Genomic DNA, 16,663 nt, shown 5'->3' on the forward strand with positions numbered 1-16,663 from the left:
CGCCGTCACGCCCCCCGCGCGGCCACCAGTCGCCCGATGAACAGCACCGGCCCCGATGGCCGCCCCAGCGGCGACCCGCCGGGCGGTTCCAGGCTGATTTCGATCAGCATCCCCGGTTCGGGGCGGATCGACGCCGGTGCCGTCACCGTCACCCGGCCCTGGGCAGGGACAAAACCCAGGCTGGTGGGGGCCGTGGCCCCCTGCGGCAGCGCCCAGAGTTGCAGCACGCGGTCCGGCGCGACCGGACCCGGGTTGACCGCGGCCAGGCTGATCGCACCGCTGGGGGTGGATTCCACCAGCCAGGCCGGCTGGTCCTGGCTGGTCAGCAGCACCGTCATCAACGCCTGTTCGGCCGGCGGGCGCACCAGCAGGAAGGCGGCCAGCCCAGCGGCCACCGCCGTCGCGCCCAAGGCCCAGGCACGCCAGATCCGGGGCGAATAGGGCGGCGGGGCGGGCCGCCCATCGGGGCGCGGCAGCGGGATGACCACGGGCGCGGGGGGGACGGCCGGCGCGCCTTCCACCAGGCGCAACGACGGCCGCACCGGCAGGGCGGCGTCGATGCGGGACCACAGGCCCTCCGGCGGGCTTTGCGGCGGGGCCAGGTCGGCCAGCGGTGCCAGGCGCGCTTCCCAGGCGGCGACGGCGGCCGCCAGGGCGGGGGTGGTCGGCAGGGCGGCGGCCACCTCGGCCGCGTCGCGGGCTTCCAGGCTGCCCAGCACGTATTCGCCGGCCAGCGCATCCAATGCGGCGGGGTCGTCGCGCGGGATCATGCCAGGCATGTCCGCAGTTGCAGCAGCCCGCGCCGGATCCAGGATTTGGCGGTGCCGAGCGGCAGGGCCAGCCGCGCCGCGACCTGGACATGCGACAAGCCGTGCACGAAGGCCAGGATGATGCCCTCGCGGTTCTTCGCCTCAAGCTCCGCGAGGCAGGCGCGCAGCCGGGTTCCGGCCTCGGTGGCCAGGACCCGGTCCAGCGCTTCGGGATCGACCGGCGTATCGCCCAGGGCGGGGTCGTCGGTCGGCATTTCGCGGCCACGGGCGCGGGCGATGTCCAGCGCCGCGTGGCGCGCGATGCCGCCCATCCAGTGCCGGGCCTCGCCGCGCGTGGGATCGAACTGCGCGGCGCGGCGGGCGATTTTCACGAAGGCGTCCTGCACCGCATCGGCCGCGGCATCGCGGTCGCGCAGGATCGCCATGGCGATGCCGAACAGCCGCGGGCCTTCGCTGTCATACAGGCTGCGCAGGCTGGCGCGGTCGCCCGCGGCCACGGCCTGCAGAAGGGCGGTGCTCATGCAGCGTTACGCGCGGCGGCTGTCGTTGGATGCACGATCACCGGATGCAAGATCATTGGCCCAACAACCGCTGAAGTCGTTGCAGGATATCGCGCAACTCCAGCCCCGGCGCCGGGGGCGGCACGGCGGCACCTTCGGGCTGGCGCGCGCGCAGGGCGGCAATGGCGGCGGTCGTGTCGGCCAGGCGCATCTCGGTCGGGTCCACCGGGCTGCCGCTGCCGAAGCCGCCCATCCGCACCAGCGCGCGGTCGGCGGTCAAAAGCTCCTCGGCGGCGCGGGCGGTGTCGTCGGGGCGTGGGGCGCAGACCAGGCTGCGGCCTTCCAGCCCACAGGGCATGTCGAACAGCCGGTTCGGCGGAAAGCGCAGTTGCGCTGTCCCGGTCAGCGCCTGCCAACCACGCGCGGCGGCGTCCAACCCCAGGTCCCGCGCGACGACGATCGGCACGGCACGCCCGCCGCGCTCGACGATGTCCAGTGCAAGGCCGGGACGGCTGGCGGTCGGCGCCTCCACCCAGTCGCGATGGGACAGGCGGCAATCGGCGCGGTCGGTCATGCGATCGACGGTGCAGGAAAGCCGCCAGGCGCCGAACGATTCCTCTTGCGCAACAGCCGGGGCCGCGAGCGAGAGCAGGGCAGCAAAGGCGATGGCGTGGCGCATCATGTGAGTAGCATAGTCCGGTTGGAGGAGGACTGTCATGACACCCATCACCTGGCCCGATGGCGCGACGACCGCCGCACTCGGCATGGGCACCTGGCACATGGGCGAACGCGGCGCCGATCGCGCGGCGGAAGCGTCGGCCCTGCGGCTTGGCCTCGACCTTGGGCTGTCGGTGATCGACACGGCGGAGATGTATGGCGATGGCGGCGCCGAGGAGGTCGTGGCCGAGGCGATCGCCGGACGGCGCGACGATGTCTTCCTCGTCTCCAAGGCCTATCCGCAGAACGCCGGCCGCGCATCGCTGCCGCTGGCCTGCGAACGCAGCCTCAAGCGCCTCGGGACCGACCGGCTGGACCTGTACCTGCTGCACTGGCGCGGCGGCATTCCGTTGCAGGAAACGGTGGAGGCGATGGAACGCCTGGTGCGCGCGGGCAAGATCAAGCGCTGGGGCGTGTCCAACCTGGATGTGGAGGACCTGGAAGACCTTGGCCCCGCCATCAGGCATTGCGCCACGAACCAGGTCTTGTGGAACCTTGAGGCGCGCGGCGTCGAGTTCGACCTGCTGCCCTTCTGCGCCGCGCGGAACATGCCGGTGATGGCCTACTCACCCCTCGGCCAGGGCGGCGCATTGTTGCGGCACGCGGCGTTGCGCGAGGTCGCGGCGCGGATTGGCGCCAGCACGGCCCAGGTGGCGCTGGCCTTCGTGCTGCGCCGGCCAGGCGTGCTGGCGATCCCGAAGGCGACCGATCCCGCGCACCTGCGCGACAATGTTTCGGCACGCAAGCTGCGGCTGGAACCCGGGGACCTGGCGGCGCTGGAACACGCGTTCCCGGCGCCGCGGCGCAAGCGACCGCTGGCGATGATCTAGCGGAGGGCGGCGGCCCCTGGTCGGGGGTGGTACGGACGGGCGAGAAAAGCCCCATCCGCGGCGCAACCTCCCCATGCTTTCACAACCCCTTCTCACCACGCCGCCCGACCGCCTATCAACCGGCGACGCCGCGCGCATGTCACGTGCCTGAGTGGGTCAGACACAGGAGACCGCCATGGCCGACACCGCCCATGCGACGTCGTTGCTGGAACCCATTGTCCTGCTCGCGACCGCCGTCATCGCGGTGCCGCTGGCAAAGCGGCTCGGCCTTGGTTCGGTGCTCGGCTACATCTTCGCCGGGATTGCGATCGGTCCTTTCCTGCTCGGGCTTTTCGCCGAACCCGGGCGGGTCACCGGCATCGCCGAGCTTGGCATCGTGCTGCTGCTCTTCATCATCGGGTTGGAGTTGAACCTGGGGCGCCTATGGGCCATGCGGCGGGACATCTTCGGTCTCGGCACGGCGCAGATCGTGGTCTCCGGCGCCGTCATCACGCTGTATCCGCTGCTGGTCGGGGACCGCAGCCTGCCGGCCTCGATCGTCGCGGGGCTGGGCCTGGCACTCTCCTCCACCGCCATCGTGATGCAGATGCTGGAGGAGCGGGGCGAGGTCGACAGCCCGCACGGGCGCACCGCCTTCGCCGTGCTGCTGATGCAGGACCTGGCCATCGTCCCGATGATCGCCCTGGTCGCATTCCTGTCACCGCTGGAGGGCAGCGACGATGGCCCCGCCTGGCTCGGTGCGGTGCGGATGCTGGGGGCTGTCGCCGTGGTGGTCCTGGCCGGCCGCTTCCTGCTGAACCCCTTGTTCCGCGTTCTGGCGAAAACCGGCGCGCGGGAGATCATGACCGCCGCCGCCCTGCTGGTGGTGCTGGGCGCCGCGGAGTTGATGACCCTCGTCGGCCTCTCCGCCGCCGCCGGCGCCTTCCTGGCGGGGCTGCTGCTCGCGGAATCGAGTTACCGCCACGAATTGGAAGCGGATATCGAACCCTTCCGTGGCTTGTTGCTCGGCCTGTTCTTCCTGTCGGTGGGGATGAGCGTCGATCTGGATGTGGTGCGGGCGAACTGGCTGTCGCTGCTGGTCGCGGCCTGCGCTCTGACCGTGACCAAGGCCGTGATGATGTATGGGCTGGTCCGGATCTTTGGGCACGACCGCCCGACGGCGGTGCGGTCCGGGTTGCTGCTGTCGCAGGGCGGGGAGTTCGGCTTCGTGCTCTTTTCGGCCGCCGCCGCGGCACAGGTGATGACGCAGGGCCATGCCAGCCTGCTGGTGGCGCTGGTCACGCTGTCGATGATCATGACGCCCTTCGTCGCGCGGTTGGCGCCGCTGCTGGTGGGCCGCACCGCGCGGGCGGAACCGGAGGAGGATTACGCCGGCGCGCGCGGCAGCGTGCTCGTCATCGGCTTCGGCCGCGTCGGCCAGGTCATGGCCCAGGTGCTGCTGCGGCGTGGCGTGGGGCTGACGATCATCGACACCGATGTCGAACAGATGGAGGCGGCCGCCCGCTTCGGCGCCAAGGTCTACTACGGCGACGGCTCGCGCCTTGACGTGCTGCGCGCCGCCGGCGCCGGGCGCGTGAAGCTGATCGCCGTCTGCACCGACCGGCAGGAGGTGACCGACCGCATCGTCGCCATCCTGCGGGACTCCTTCCCCGACACGCCCTGCGTCGTGCGGTCCTTCGACCGCCGCCATTCGCTGGGGCTGCGGGCAAGAGGTGTCGTGGAGGTGCGCGAGACATTCCACGGGGCGCTGACGATGGGGCGTGAGGCACTGGTCGGCCTTGGCGTGCCGCCGGAGGAGGCGGAGGGCGTCATGCAGCACGTCCGGGCCCGGGACGAGGCGTTCCTGGTGGCGCAGATGCAAGGCGACCTGACCGGCATTGGCGACCGCTACCGCATCCGCCCGGAGCCACTGGACAGAGAACCGCCGGACAGAGAACCGCTGGGCCGGGCGCAGCCGTAGCCCCGCCCGCTACCTCGGCAACCCCGGCAAGGCGCCGCTGCCGGTAAACGCCCCTGTCGATTGCGACCAGTAGCGCGCCAGTTCCAGCGCCCGCGCCAGTTGCGCCGCGGTCACCACATCCATATCCGGCCCACCGATGCGCATCACCCCGCTGCGGTCCAGCGTGCTGAGCCCGTGGCTCTCCGGACGCCAGGGCGACATGCCGCCTGGCAACCAGTCCAGCGCGATGTTGCGGATATGCGCAATCTGCAGCGCGCAGCCGGCAGGCGTATCCGCTTGCTCGTCAGTCGCCGAAACGATGCCCACCAGCCGACGCAAGACCATGACGCGGGGCTGCACGGTGTGGTCGCGGTCGCCGGGTCCACAGCGCGTGGCGAAGAGGTCGTACAACTGCCCGACATAGGCTTGGTAGTCGGCCCGCTTGGTCGGGCCGACGCCATCGACATGCACATGCCCGTCGATACCAAAGCGCGACGCCTGGCTTTCAACGCCATGGCCGACACCGGGGCCGAACATCCGGTGGTTCGGCGTGTCGCGATGCGCGTAGCTGTCGCCAAAGGCATGCAAGGCCAGGCCAAAGGCGAAGGGATCGGCCGAAGGATCGATGCCGCGCAGGATAGCCAGGCGCTTTGCCGTCTCCCGCTCCATCAGCTCGCCGGTCAGCGAATGCAGCCCCTTGTGGACATCCAGCATGATGCTGAAGTCGCGGCTGGGTTCGGGCAGGACGGTGACCTGGCGCGCGGCGTAGCAGCCGGACCACATCCGCCCCGCCTGCAGCATGGTGCAGATGCCGTTGTTGAGTTCGACCGGGAGGTTGGCGAAGGAATCGGCGTAGCCGTTGCGTTCCTGCTGCGCGATCCGCGCCGCCAGTTCATGCGCCACCGGCCGGGGCGTATAGTCCGGCTCCAGGAGCAGGTTCATGGCGTCAAGATCGGCCATCTCATCCGCCAACTGGGTGTAGAAGGCCAGCCGCTTGGCCAGCGCGTCCTTCACACCGCTGCCGAGCAGGACGGCATAGACCGTGTAGTAGTGGCCGACTTCCTCCCACGCCGCGGGGTCGCGCGGGTCGGCCGCGGCGCGGATCGGGCCGGGGGTGTGGGTGCGGGCGATGGCCTCGGCTTCGGCAAACCCGCGCCGCCCGGTGCCACGCTGTTGCAGCGCATGCGCCAGTTCGTGGCGCAGCACGGGGTCGGCAAAACAGGCGGTCGTGGCGTCACGCAAAAAGACCTGGCCTTCGGCCGCGATGCCACGTGCGCCAAGGGATTGGCACAGGCGGCGGGCGGCGGGGCCGGTGTGGATGGCGGCATCGGACAGGTCGGCGCCGAACCAGGCTGCGGCGCGCCGTTGGTCGTGGTCGTTGAGTGTCTGGCGCCGGTCCATGGTGCCGCAACCTAGGGCTGCGACACCCCGGCGGTCCATGCCCCGGCGTTCACGATCAGCGGAACGCGGGGGGCTCGTCATCCAGCATGTCGGGCATCGGCACTTCGATCCGCACGGTGGAGGGATCCACCCCCGTGCCGCGATCGATCCAGTAGGTGACCGATTCCGGCCAGAGGATCACCACCGCGACCAGCACCAGTTGCAGCCCGACCCAGGGGATCGCCCCCCAATAGATGTCGGAGGAGCGCACTTCCTTCGGCGCGATGCCACGCAGGTAGAACAAGGCAAAACCGAAGGGCGGGTGCATGAACGACGTCTGCATGTTCACGCAGAGCAACACGCCGAACCATACAAGGTCGATGCCGAGCTTGGCCGCGACCGGGGCCAGCAGCGGCACCACGATGAAGGCGATCTCGAAGAAGTCGAGGAAGAAAGCCAGGAAGAAGACGAAGATGTTGACGAAGATCAGGAAGCCGGTCTGGCCGCCCGGCAGTTGCGCCAGCAGATGTTCGATCCACAGCCCGCCATCCACGCCCTGGAAGACCAGGCTGAACACGGTCGCGCCGATCAGGATGAAGATCACCATGGCGGTGATCCGCATGGTATTGGCCATCGCCTCCCGAATCAGGGTCCAGGTCAGGGTGCGGTTCATCCAGGCAAGGCCGACGGCGCCGACAGCACCCATGGCCCCGGCCTCGGTCGGCGTCGCCAGGCCCATGAAGATGGTGCCCAGCACCAGGAAGATCAGCACGATCGAGGGCACCATGCCCTTGGCGACCTTCCAGATCAGCGGCCATCCGCGCTCGTGCAGCGCCTCATCCGGCAGCGGCGGCACCTTGTGCGGCTGGAAGATCGACACGCCGGCGATGAAGGCCAGGAACAGCAGGATCTGCAGGATCGAAGGGCCGATGGCGCCGGCGTACATGTCGCCCACGCTCTTGCCCAACTGGTCGCCCAGCACGATCAGTACGAGGGACGGCGGGATGACCTGGGTGATGGTGCCCGACGCCGCGATCACGCCGGTCGCGATCCGCATGTCGTAGCCATACTTCATCATGATCGGCAGCGAGATCATGCCCATGGCGATGACGCTGGCGGCCACGGTGCCGGTAATGGCGCCCAGCACCGCACCCACAAGGATGACGGCATAGGCCAGCCCGCCCGGCACCTTGCCGAACAATTGCCCGGTGCCCTCCAGCAGATCCTCCGCCAGCCGGCAGCGTTCCAGGATCGCGCCCATCAGCGTGAAGAACGGGATCGACAGCAACAAATCGTTGGACAGGATGCCAAAGACCCGCAGCGGCAGGTTGCCGAGGTAGGCGGCCGGGAAAAACCCCATCTCGATCGACGCGAAGCCGAAGAACAGCCCCACCGCGCAGAGCGAGAAGGCGACCGGGAAGCCGATCAGCAGGAAGACCACAAGCCCGCCGAACATCAGCGGCGGCATATACTCAACGTTCATGGGGCTTGGTGGTTCCCGATCACTGTGTAGGGCGTTCGTAGGCGACGACGATCTCGACGTCCGGCTTTTCGCCCTTCAGCAGGGCGATGCGCTTGATCAGTTCCGACAGGCCCTGCAGCGACAGCATGGCGAAGCCGACCGGCAGCACCAGCTTCACCGGCCAGCGCAGCAAGCCACCGGCGTTGGACGACGTCTCCCCGCGGACAAGGGCTTCCCAGAAGAAGGGCCAGGTCATCCAGGCCAGCAGCATCATCCCCGGCATCAGGAAGAAGATGATGCCGAAGACATCGACCCAGAGCCGGGCGCGTTCGCTCAGGTTGCCGTAGATGAGATCGACGCGGACATGCTCGTTCCGCAGCAGGGTATAGGGTGCACCGAACATCACCGTGCCGGCGAAGAGGTACCACTGCACCTCCAGCCAGCCATTCGATGACATCGACAACCCGTAGCGGACGACGGCGTTGCCGGCGCTGATCACGCAGGCAAGCCCGACCATCCATTCGGCGGATTTGCCGAAGACATGGCCAACCGCATCGACGGCCCGGCTGAAGGCGAGCAGAGGCCCCATGCGATCAGCGCCGCAGCGGTGTCGCGGCCGCCGGGGCGGCGGCGGCTTGGTTCTGGGCCTGCGCCTGCATCGAATAGACGAAGCTGTCGTAGGTGTTTTCCGCCACGCGGAACCATTGCAGGGTGGGATCGCGGAAGGCCATGAAGTGGTCGTACACCTTCTTGAAATTCGGATTGCGGGCCGCCGTCTCGTCATACAGCTTGAAGGCCTCGCGGTAGCAGGCCTCCATCACCGGGCGCGGGAAGGCGCGCAACTGCGTGCCCTGGGCCACCAGGCGGCGCATCGCCGGCGGATTCACCACGTCATACTTGCTGATCGTATCGATGGTGGCGTCGCGACATGCGCTTTCCAGGATGTCCTTGTAGATCTGCGGCAGCTCGTTGAACTTCGCCTGGTTCACATAGAATGACAGGTTCGGCCCGCCTTCCCACCAGCCAGGATAATAATAGTAGGGCGCCACCCGATTGAAACCGAGTTTTTCGTCGTCGTAGGGCCCAACCCATTCGGCCGCGTCGATCGTGCCACGTTCCAGCGAGGGATAGATGTCGCCGCCCGCAATCTGCTGCGGCACCACGCCCAGACGTTCCAGGACGTTTCCGGCGAAGCCGCCGATGCGGAACTTCAGCCCGCGCAGGTCTTCGACGGTGCGGATTTCGCGGCGGAACCAGCCGCCCATCTGCGCCCCGGTGTTGCCGGCGGGGATGGAGACGATGTTATAGCTGGCGAAGAAGTCCTTCATGACCTCCCGCCCGCCGCCATGATGCAGCCAGGCGTTCATCTGGCGCATGTTGAAGCCGAAGGGCACGGCGGCGTCGAAGGCGAAGGTCGGGTCCTTGCCGACGAAGTAATAGCTGACGGTGTGGCAGGCTTCCACCGTGCCGGCCTGCACCGCATCGGCGACCGCAAGACCCGGGACCAGCTCGCCGGCCGGAAACACCTGGATGCGGAACTTGCCATCGGTCATCGCCGCGACCCGGCGGCCGACATGTTCACCAGCACCGAAGATGGTATCGAGCGAGCGGGGGAAGCTGGACGCGCAGCGCCAGCGAATCTCGGGCATCGCCTGGGCCAGCGCGGGGGCGGCAAGCCCCAGGGTCGCGGCAGCGATCGTGCTTCCGGTCAGCAGATTCCTGCGATCCAAGACGTATTTCTCCATTGATTGGGTTGGCCGCCCTGTAGGAACGCGGGCTGGCCCCGGCAAGTTAACGTTTGTTCGGAAGTTGCGCCACAGCGCTGGCCAGGACGCCTGTCGCTGCTAGACTCATCGCCGTGAAGCACGTTTCGACAAAATGCTGAACCTGCTCGTCCTGCTCGTCGCGGCGCTTCTGGCGTTGGGCGTCGCGGGGGCCGTGCGGCATGGGTTGGGGCGCTTCATCGCGGCGGGATGCCTGGCGGTGGCCGCCGGGTTCAGCATCATCGCCATCGCGGCACTGGCGACCGCGGGCGCCGATACGCTGATCTTGGCGCTCGGTCCTCCCGGTGCCGCATTCACCCTGGCGCTCGATCATCTGTCGGCCTGGTTCCTGCTGCTGCTGGGGCTGGCGGGGATGGCGGCGTCGGTCTTCGCGATGGCCGATGCGCAAAAAACCGCACCACGCGTGGTCGCGGCCTATCCGCTGTTCCTGGCCGCCATGGCGATCACCCTGCTGGCCGCCGATGGGCTGACCCTGTTGCTGGGGTTCGAGGCGATGTCCTTCGCCTCCTGGGTGCTGGTCGCCCATGGCCACGTCGATCCGGCGAACCGGCTGGCGGCGCGGCTGTACCTGTCGTTCGCCTTGACCTCCGGCGTGCTGATCGCGGCGGCGTTGGCGCTTTGGGCGGCGGGGGGCGGGGTATCCTTCGCCGCCTTGCGCGCGGCCCCGCCCGAGGGCTGGCGCGCGGCCGCCATCCTGCTGCTGGTGCTGGCCGGGGCCGGGTCCAAGGCGGGGCTGGTGCCGCTGCATGGCTGGCTGCCCTTGGCGCATCCGGCGGCGCCCGGGCATGTCTCGGCGCTGATGTCGGCGGCGATGGTGAAGATCGCGATCTATGTCATGGCGCGGCTGCTGCTGGATTGCGCCGGGCCGTCGCAGCCCCTGTGGTGGGGCGTGCCGCTGATCGCGGCGGGGGCGGCATCGGCGGTGCTCGGCGCGCTGCGGGCGGCCTTGGAGGAAGACACGAAAGTCATCCTCGCCTGTTCGACGATCGAGAATGTCGGGCTGATCGTGGCGGCGCTTGGCCTGGCGGCGGTGTTGCGGGCGGCGGACCTGGGCGCCTTGTCGGCGCTGGCGATGGGGGCAGCACTGCTGCATGCGCTGGGCCATGCTGTGTTCAAATGCGGGCTGTTCCTGGCGGCGGCGGCGGTGCTGACCGGGGCGGGGTCGCGGCGGTTGGACAGCCTGGGCGGGCTGATCCACGCGATGCCGGTGACGGCGGCGGCGTGCCTGGCAATGGCGGCATCGGCCGCCGCCCTGCCGCCGCTGGCCGGATTTTCCGGCGAATGGATGTTGCTGCAATCGCTGCTGGCGGGCTGGCGGGTGGGCCCATTGCCGATGCAGGTGGGGCTGGCCGCGACGGTGGCCCTGGTCGGGCTGGCGGCAGCCCTGGCGGCGGCGGCGATGGTGCGGTTCTGGGGGCTGGTGTTTTTGGGGCGCCCGCGTGGGCCGCGGTCGGCGGCCGCGTTGGAGGCTCCACCGCTGGCGCGTGCCGCGTTGGTCGGCTGTGCCGCGGCCAGCGTGTTGTTCGGGCTGATCCCGGGGCCGTTGCTGGCGCTGGCCGACGGCGCGGTGCGCCAGGCGGTGCGGCACGGGCCGGGGGCGCAGGCCGGGTACTGGGCGATCTGGCCGGGCGATGGCGCAACGGCCTATGCGGCGCCCGTCATCGCGGTGCTTTTGGCGGTGACGGTGGCGGCGATCGTATGGGCGGTCGGGCGGCGGTCGCCGGCCGGGCATGCGATCGGGCCGGCCTGGGGCTGCGGCTTTATCCCGCCCGGACCGGAACTGCCCTTTGGCGACCCGCTGGCGCAGCCCTCGGCCGCCGGGCTGGCCCAGCCGCTGCGCCGGATGCTGGGCGCGACCCTGCTGGGCGCGCGGGAACAGGTGACGATGCCCGAACCGGGCGATCCAGCGCCCGCCAGCATCCAGGCCGGTTTCGCCGACCCGTCCTTCACCCGCCTGCTCGAACCCCTGGCACGGTTGCGCGACCGGCTGGCCGACAAGGCCGATCGGCTGCGCGACATGACCCTGCGCCAATGCCTGTCGCTGACCTTTGGCGCCGTGGTGGCGCTGCTGGCCCTGGTCGCCTGGTTGGAGTCGGGCGCGTGACCGCCTTTGCCGGCGTGCTGACGCAGCTTTTGCACGGCGCGCTGCTGCTGGCGGCGGCGCCCGTGCTGGTGGGGCTGGTGCGCTGGCTGAAGGCGCGCCTGCTTGGCCGCCGGGGCGCTTCGCCGTTGCAGCCCTGGCGGGACCTGCTGAAACTGTTGCGCAAGCAGCCGGTCGTGGCCGAAAGCGCTTCGGTCGTCACCTTGGCCGCGCCCTATGTCGCCGTCGGGGCGACCATTGTCGCGGTGCTGCTGGTGCCGTCCTTCGCCCGGGGCATGCTTCTGGGGCCGATGGCCGACCTGGTGGTGCTGGCCGGGTTGCTGGCCCTGGCGCGCGCGGCGCTGGCGCTGGCCGGGTTGGATGCCGGCACCGCCTTTGGCGGGTTGGGCGCGGCGCGGGAGATGGCCTTTGCCGCCATGGCCGAGCCGGCGCTGCTGATCGTGGCGCTGTGCTGCGCGATCCTGGCGGGGTCGTCGAACCTTGATGCCATCGCGACGGCCTTTGCCGAGGGGGGCCTGGGCATCCGCGTGTCGCTGGCCCTGGCTTTTGCCGCACTGGTCGCCGTGGCGCTGGCGGAAAACGGGCGCATCCCGGTGGACAATCCCGCGACCCACCTGGAACTGACCATGGTGCATGAGGCGATGATCCTTGAAGCCTCCGGCCGGCACCTGGCCTTGTGGGAGTATCAGGCGGCGCTGCTGTTGATGCTGTGGCTATCCTTGCTCGCCGCGCTCTTCGCGCCGATCGGCATGGCGCCGGCCGGGGCGGGGCCGGTCGCCTGGGTCATTGGCATCCTGGCCTTTGCGGCAAAGATCGGCGCGCTGGCGGTGGCGCTGGCGGTGTTCGAATGCGCCAGCGCGAAGATGCGCGTGTTCCGGGTGCCCGAATTCCTGGGGGCGGCGCTGTTGCTGGGGTTGCTGGGGGCGCTGTTCCTGTTTGTCAGCACCGGGTTGCTCTGATGCAGTTCGGGCAACTTCCCTTCGATGTCGCGCATGGGTTGGCGGGGGGGATGCTGCTGGTGTCCTTCGTGCTGCTGTATCAGCGGCGGGTCTCGGCGCTGATCGGGGCGCTGGCGACGCAGGGCGCGCTGCTGGGCATGGCGGCGCTGTGGCAGGGCTGGGTGCAGGGGGCGACGGGGCTTTATCTGACCGGCTTGATCGCGATTGTCGCCAAGGCCGTGCTGATCCCCTGGGCGCTGTCGAAACTGGTGGACCGGCTGTCGCTGCATCGCACGGTGCAGACGGCCCTGGGCATCGGCCCGTCGATGATCGCAGGGGTGGCGCTGGTGGCGCTGGCCTTGGTCGTGGCGCTGCCGGTCTCGGCCGGGGGGTCGGTGCTGGCGCGGGAGGACCTGGCCGTCGCGCTGTCCATCGTGCTGCTGGGGATGCTGGTCATGATCGCCCGGCGCAATGCCATCGGGCAGGTCATCGGCCTCATGAGCCTGGAGAACGGGTTGATCCTGGCCGCGGTCGGGGTGCAGGGGCTGCCGCTGGTGGTGGAATTGTCGACCGCGGCGCTGGTGCTGGTCATCGCCCTGGTGGCGGGGGTCTTCCTCACCGGCATCCGCGAACGCTTCGACAGCCTGGATATCGCCTTCCTTGAGGACCATCGGGGTGAGCGGCGATGAGCCTGGCCGCCGCCCTGGTCCTGCTGCCCTGGGGGTCGGCCGTGCTGCTGGCGCTCTTGCCGCGCCCGGCGCTGGCGGCGCGGGGCAATGTCCTGGCCGCGGGCTTGGGGTTCTGCATCGCAGCGCTGCTGGTGTTCGGGCCGGACCTGGCGCCGGGGATTCTGCACCTGGATGCGCTGAACCGGCCATTGCTGTTGCTGGGCGGGTTCATCGGCGCGACGGCGGCGGTGTTTTCGCTCGGCGTGGTGCATGCCGAGGCGTTTCCGCCGGCGGCCAGCCGCGCCTATCACGCCGCCTTCCAGATCTTCCTGGGCGCCAACCACCTGGCGCTGCTGTCGGAAAACCTGGGCGTGATGTGGGTCGCGATCGAAATCGCCACCCTGTCCTCTGTCCTGATGGTCGCGGTGCATCGCACCCCGGCCGCGATCGAGGCCGCGTGGAAGTTCTTCGTCCTGGCCGGCGTCGGCATCGCGCTCGCCTTGTTCGGCACCATCGTGCTGGCCATGGCCGCCCATCCCCTGCTGGCGGACCCCGAGGCGGCGCTGTCCATCCGCGCCCTGCGTGCCGTCGCGGCGCGGTCGGATGCGGGGTTGCTGACCCTGGCGATGGTGCTGCTGCTGGTCGGCTACGGCACCAAGGCCGGGCTGGCGCCGCTGCATTCCTGGCTGCCGGATGCGGATGCGGAAGGGCCGACCGCGATTTCCGCCGTGCTGTCCGGCTTGCTGCTGAACGCCGCCCTGCACGCCATCCTGCGCGTGGGCGGCATTATTTCGCTGAATGCCGTGGCGATCCCGATGCAGCCCTTCCTGATGGGGCTGGGCGTCACGTCGCTGCTGTTGGCCAGCCTGGCCCTGTGGCGCCGGCGCGATGCCAGGCGGCTGTTTGCCTGGAGCAGCATCGAGCACATCGGCATCGCCGCGATCTGCTTTTCCATCCCCGGCGGGGCGGCGGCGGGGCTTTTGCACATGATCGGGCATTCGCTGTTGAAATCGGCGGTGTTCTTCGCCGTCGGCCGGGCCGTGCTGCTGAAGGGCAGCCAGAAGATGGCTGATATCTCGGGGCTGGTGACGTCGCATCCGGCGCTGGGCTGGGGGCTGCTGCTGGGCATCGCGGGGCTGTCGGGAATGCCGCCGTTCCCGCTGTTCGTGTCGGAGTTGCGTCTGCTGCTGCTGGCCGGCGGGGTGATGCCCTGGTTGCTGGTGCCGCTCTGCGTGGGGTTGCTGACGGCGGGGATCGCGCTGGTGACGGCGATGCAGCGGCTATGCCTTGGCCCCGCGACCCCCGATGTGGCGCCCCCCGAGGCGCCGGCGCTGGCCGGGGCCTGGACGGTGCTCGGGCCGCTGTGGCTGCATCTGGTCGTGGCTGCCGTGCTGGGTTTTGGCATGCCGGGGCCGATGGGCGCGGTCCTGGCCGCCGCCGCCGGGGTGATCGGGCGATGAGCGGGCCGGCGACGGCGCTGATCCGGGCGGGCCGGGCCGTGGCGGTCGGCGGTGCGACCGGGCGCCATGTGCTGGCGACCGAAGCCTGGGCCGCGCTGCCGGCAGCACTGGCCGCCGAACCGCGCCTCGCGCTGCTGGGGCTTTGGGGTGAGGCGGGGGTGGTCCACGCCGCCTTCCTGGATGAGGAAAGCGAGGAGGTTTTTCTCGCCACGGCCGATGGCGCGGCCTTCGCCTCACTGGCGGCGGCGCGGCCGGGGGCGGCGCTGATGGAGCGGGCGGCGCGCGACCTTTGGGGCATCGATGCCGTCGATGCGGTGGATCGGCGACCCTGGCTGGATCATGGCCGCTGGCCGGTGACGGCGCCGATGTCGGCCCGGCCGCGCCCGCGCGATGGCGCGCCGCCGCAACCGACCTTCCTGCCGGTGGAGGGCGAGGGCATCCACGTCATCCCCGTCGGCCCCATCCATGCCGGCATCATCGAACCCGGGCACTTCCGCTTCCATGTGCAGGGTGAGGCGGTGGTGCGGCTGGAGGTGCGGCTGGGCTATGTCCACAAGGGCATCCCAGGGCTGATGCGGGGCAAGAGCCCGCGTGCGGCATCGCCCTTCCCGGGCCGGATTTCGGGCGACAGCACGGTCGCGCATTCGCTCGCCTTCGCCCGCGCGGCGGAGGCCGCGACCGCGCACACCCCACCCCCGCGCGCGATCTGGCTGCGCGCGGTGATGGCGGAATGCGAACGGATCGCGAACCACCTCAACGACTGGGGGTTTGTCTGCAACGACGCCTCCTTCGCCTTCCCCCACGCCCGCACGGGGCTTTTGCGCGAAGGGCTGCTGCGGGCGTGTGAAGCGGCGTTCGGCCACCGCCTGATGATGGACCGGGTGCTGCCGGGGGGTGTGGCGACCGACCTGGACGCCGCGGGCATCGCCACCTTGCGCGCGGCCATGGCGGCGATCGGGGCGGAGGTCCCGGGGCTGCTGCGCATCTACGACACCCACGCCAGCCTGCAGGATCGCGTGGTCGGCACCGGCATCATCGCCACGCACCTGGCCGCGCGCTATGGCGCGGGGGGCGTGGTCGGACGGGCGTCCGGGCGGGGGTTCGACGCCAGGCGGCTGCCGGGCAGCATGCCTTATGACGCGCTGGATTTCGCCATTCCCGTGTTGCCCAGCGGCGATGTCGATACGCGGGTGCGGGTGCGGGTGGCGGAGATCACGGCCTCGATCGGGCTGGTCGGGCGGCTGCTGGACGGGCTGCCGGAGGGTGCCATCCATGCGCCCGTGCCGATCCGCGGCGGCGAAGGCATCGCCATCGTCGAGGGCTTTCGCGGCGATGTGCTGCACTGGCTGCGGCTGGATGATGGCGGGTTGATCGAGGCCTGTTTCGCCCGCGACCCGTCCTGGTTCCACTGGCCCCTGCTGGAAGCCGCCGTCGAGGGCAATATCGTCGCGGATTTCCCGCTGATCAACAAATCGATCAATGCCTCCTACAGCGGGGTGGACCTGTAGATGCTTTGGCCCCGCCTCGCGCGATCGCTACTGCAGCGCCCCCTGGCCGAACCCGTCGCGGCCCCGCCGGAGGACACCGTGGCGGCCCTGGTCGCGCGGCTGGAAGCGGCGGCGGGGGTACGGCTGGGCCGGTCGCTGGCGATCCGCCACGTCGATGCCGGGTCCTGCAACGGCTGCGAGCTGGAGGTGCATGCGACCGCGAACCTGCTGCACGACCTGGAACGTTTCGGGCTGCGCTTCGTGGCCAGCCCTCGGCACGCCGATGTGCTGCTGGTGACCGGCCCGACAAGCCGCAACATGGCGGAGGCCCTGGCCATCGCCTATGCGGCCACGCCCGACCCGAAATGGGTGGTCGCGGCCGGCGATTGCGCGGTCGATGGCGGGGTGTTCAAGGGCAGCGGCGGCCCGGGCGGCTACGCCATCGCCGGGGGGACGGATTCGGTGGTGCCGGTAGACCTCATGATCCCGGGCTGCCCACCAAGCCCCATGGCCCTGGTCGAGGGGTTGTTGGCACTGCTGGCGGCCAATGAGGACGGGCGGCCGGCGCGACGGCGGTAGGGCGATGGACGAATCCGGCAAGGTTGCGCCAGTGGGAGGGGCTTCGCG

At 70.1% G+C, this 16,663-nt stretch carries 15 protein-coding genes; 8 read left to right on the plus strand and 7 right to left on the minus strand.

The window, feature by feature from the left end:
* Positions 1–5: 5 nt before the first annotated feature.
* From ACQW02_RS24905 to ACQW02_RS24915, 3 genes are read right to left on the minus strand one after another with little or no spacing between them, the layout of a single operon-like run.
* On the minus strand, positions 6–770 hold the full coding sequence (locus ACQW02_RS24905; protein WP_431282606.1) for an anti-sigma factor: 765 nt from the start codon (positions 768–770) through the stop codon (positions 6–8).
* A complete protein-coding gene (locus ACQW02_RS24910; protein WP_431282607.1) occupies positions 767–1,291 on the minus strand; it encodes a sigma-70 family RNA polymerase sigma factor in 525 nt (174 codons plus the stop codon). Before ACQW02_RS24910 ends, ACQW02_RS24905 begins: the two co-directional genes overlap by 4 nt.
* A gap of 52 nt (positions 1,292–1,343) precedes the next feature.
* A complete protein-coding gene (locus ACQW02_RS24915; RefSeq protein ID WP_431282608.1) occupies positions 1,344–1,988 on the minus strand; it encodes a hypothetical protein in 645 nt (214 codons plus the stop codon).
* Between ACQW02_RS24915 and ACQW02_RS24920 the strand changes: the two genes are divergently transcribed.
* Positions 1,987–2,817 (plus strand): aldo/keto reductase, encoded by an 831-nt coding sequence (locus ACQW02_RS24920; RefSeq protein ID WP_431282609.1) that lies wholly within the window; start codon positions 1,987–1,989, stop codon positions 2,815–2,817. The two genes, ACQW02_RS24915 and ACQW02_RS24920, sit on opposite strands and share 2 nt — an antisense overlap.
* A 175-nt stretch (positions 2,818–2,992) precedes the next feature.
* On the plus strand, positions 2,993–4,777 hold the full coding sequence (locus ACQW02_RS24925; protein WP_431282610.1) for a monovalent cation:proton antiporter-2 (CPA2) family protein: 1,785 nt from the start codon (positions 2,993–2,995) through the stop codon (positions 4,775–4,777).
* A 9-nt stretch (positions 4,778–4,786) separates the two neighbouring features.
* On the opposite strand, the gene ACQW02_RS24930 is transcribed toward ACQW02_RS24925, so the two are convergent.
* The 4 genes from ACQW02_RS24930 to ACQW02_RS24945 are packed head-to-tail and all read right to left on the minus strand — an operon-like array spanning position 4,787 to position 9,328.
* The gene (locus tag ACQW02_RS24930; RefSeq protein WP_431282611.1) at positions 4,787–6,157 is read right to left on the minus strand and encodes a DUF4157 domain-containing protein; all 1,371 of its coding nucleotides are present in this window, start codon (positions 6,155–6,157) and stop codon (positions 4,787–4,789) included.
* A 55-nt stretch (positions 6,158–6,212) separates the two neighbouring features.
* The gene (locus ACQW02_RS24935; RefSeq protein ID WP_431282612.1) at positions 6,213–7,619 is read right to left on the minus strand and encodes a TRAP transporter large permease; all 1,407 of its coding nucleotides are present in this window, start codon (positions 7,617–7,619) and stop codon (positions 6,213–6,215) included.
* Positions 7,620–7,638: 19 nt separating this feature from the next.
* Positions 7,639–8,187: a TRAP transporter small permease subunit gene (locus ACQW02_RS24940; RefSeq protein ID WP_431282613.1), complete on the minus strand. Its 549-nt coding sequence runs from the start codon at positions 8,185–8,187 to the stop codon at positions 7,639–7,641.
* Positions 8,188–8,191: 4 nt separating this feature from the next.
* Complete coding sequence (locus ACQW02_RS24945) at positions 8,192–9,328, minus strand: TRAP transporter substrate-binding protein (RefSeq protein ID WP_431282614.1); 1,137 nt, start codon at positions 9,326–9,328, stop codon at positions 8,192–8,194.
* Positions 9,329–9,476: 148 nt separating this feature from the next.
* Between ACQW02_RS24945 and ACQW02_RS24950 the strand changes: the two genes are divergently transcribed.
* The 6 genes from ACQW02_RS24950 to ACQW02_RS24975 are packed head-to-tail and all read left to right on the plus strand — an operon-like array spanning position 9,477 to position 16,615.
* Positions 9,477–11,486: a proton-conducting transporter membrane subunit gene (locus ACQW02_RS24950; protein ID WP_431282615.1), complete on the plus strand. Its 2,010-nt coding sequence runs from the start codon at positions 9,477–9,479 to the stop codon at positions 11,484–11,486.
* A complete protein-coding gene (locus tag ACQW02_RS24955; RefSeq protein ID WP_431282616.1) occupies positions 11,483–12,442 on the plus strand; it encodes a respiratory chain complex I subunit 1 family protein in 960 nt (319 codons plus the stop codon). The genes ACQW02_RS24950 and ACQW02_RS24955 overlap by 4 nt, the downstream gene beginning before the upstream one ends.
* Entirely contained in the window at positions 12,442–13,110 is a 669-nt protein-coding gene (locus tag ACQW02_RS24960; protein ID WP_431282617.1) for a hydrogenase-4 component E, read from the plus strand. Before ACQW02_RS24955 ends, ACQW02_RS24960 begins: the two co-directional genes overlap by 1 nt.
* Positions 13,107–14,549 (plus strand): proton-conducting transporter membrane subunit, encoded by a 1,443-nt coding sequence (locus ACQW02_RS24965; protein ID WP_431282618.1) that lies wholly within the window; start codon positions 13,107–13,109, stop codon positions 14,547–14,549. Before ACQW02_RS24960 ends, ACQW02_RS24965 begins: the two co-directional genes overlap by 4 nt.
* Entirely contained in the window at positions 14,546–16,057 is a 1,512-nt protein-coding gene (locus ACQW02_RS24970) for a hydrogenase expression protein HypE (RefSeq protein ID WP_431282619.1), read from the plus strand. The genes ACQW02_RS24965 and ACQW02_RS24970 overlap by 4 nt, the downstream gene beginning before the upstream one ends.
* Positions 16,058–16,615, plus strand: coding sequence for an NADH-quinone oxidoreductase subunit B family protein (locus ACQW02_RS24975; RefSeq protein WP_431282620.1), 558 nt, complete (start codon positions 16,058–16,060; stop codon positions 16,613–16,615).
* Positions 16,616–16,663: the final 48 nt, after the last annotated feature.

This window comes from Humitalea sp. 24SJ18S-53, assembly GCF_050632385.1.
Lineage (GTDB): Bacteria > Pseudomonadota > Alphaproteobacteria > Acetobacterales > Acetobacteraceae > Humitalea.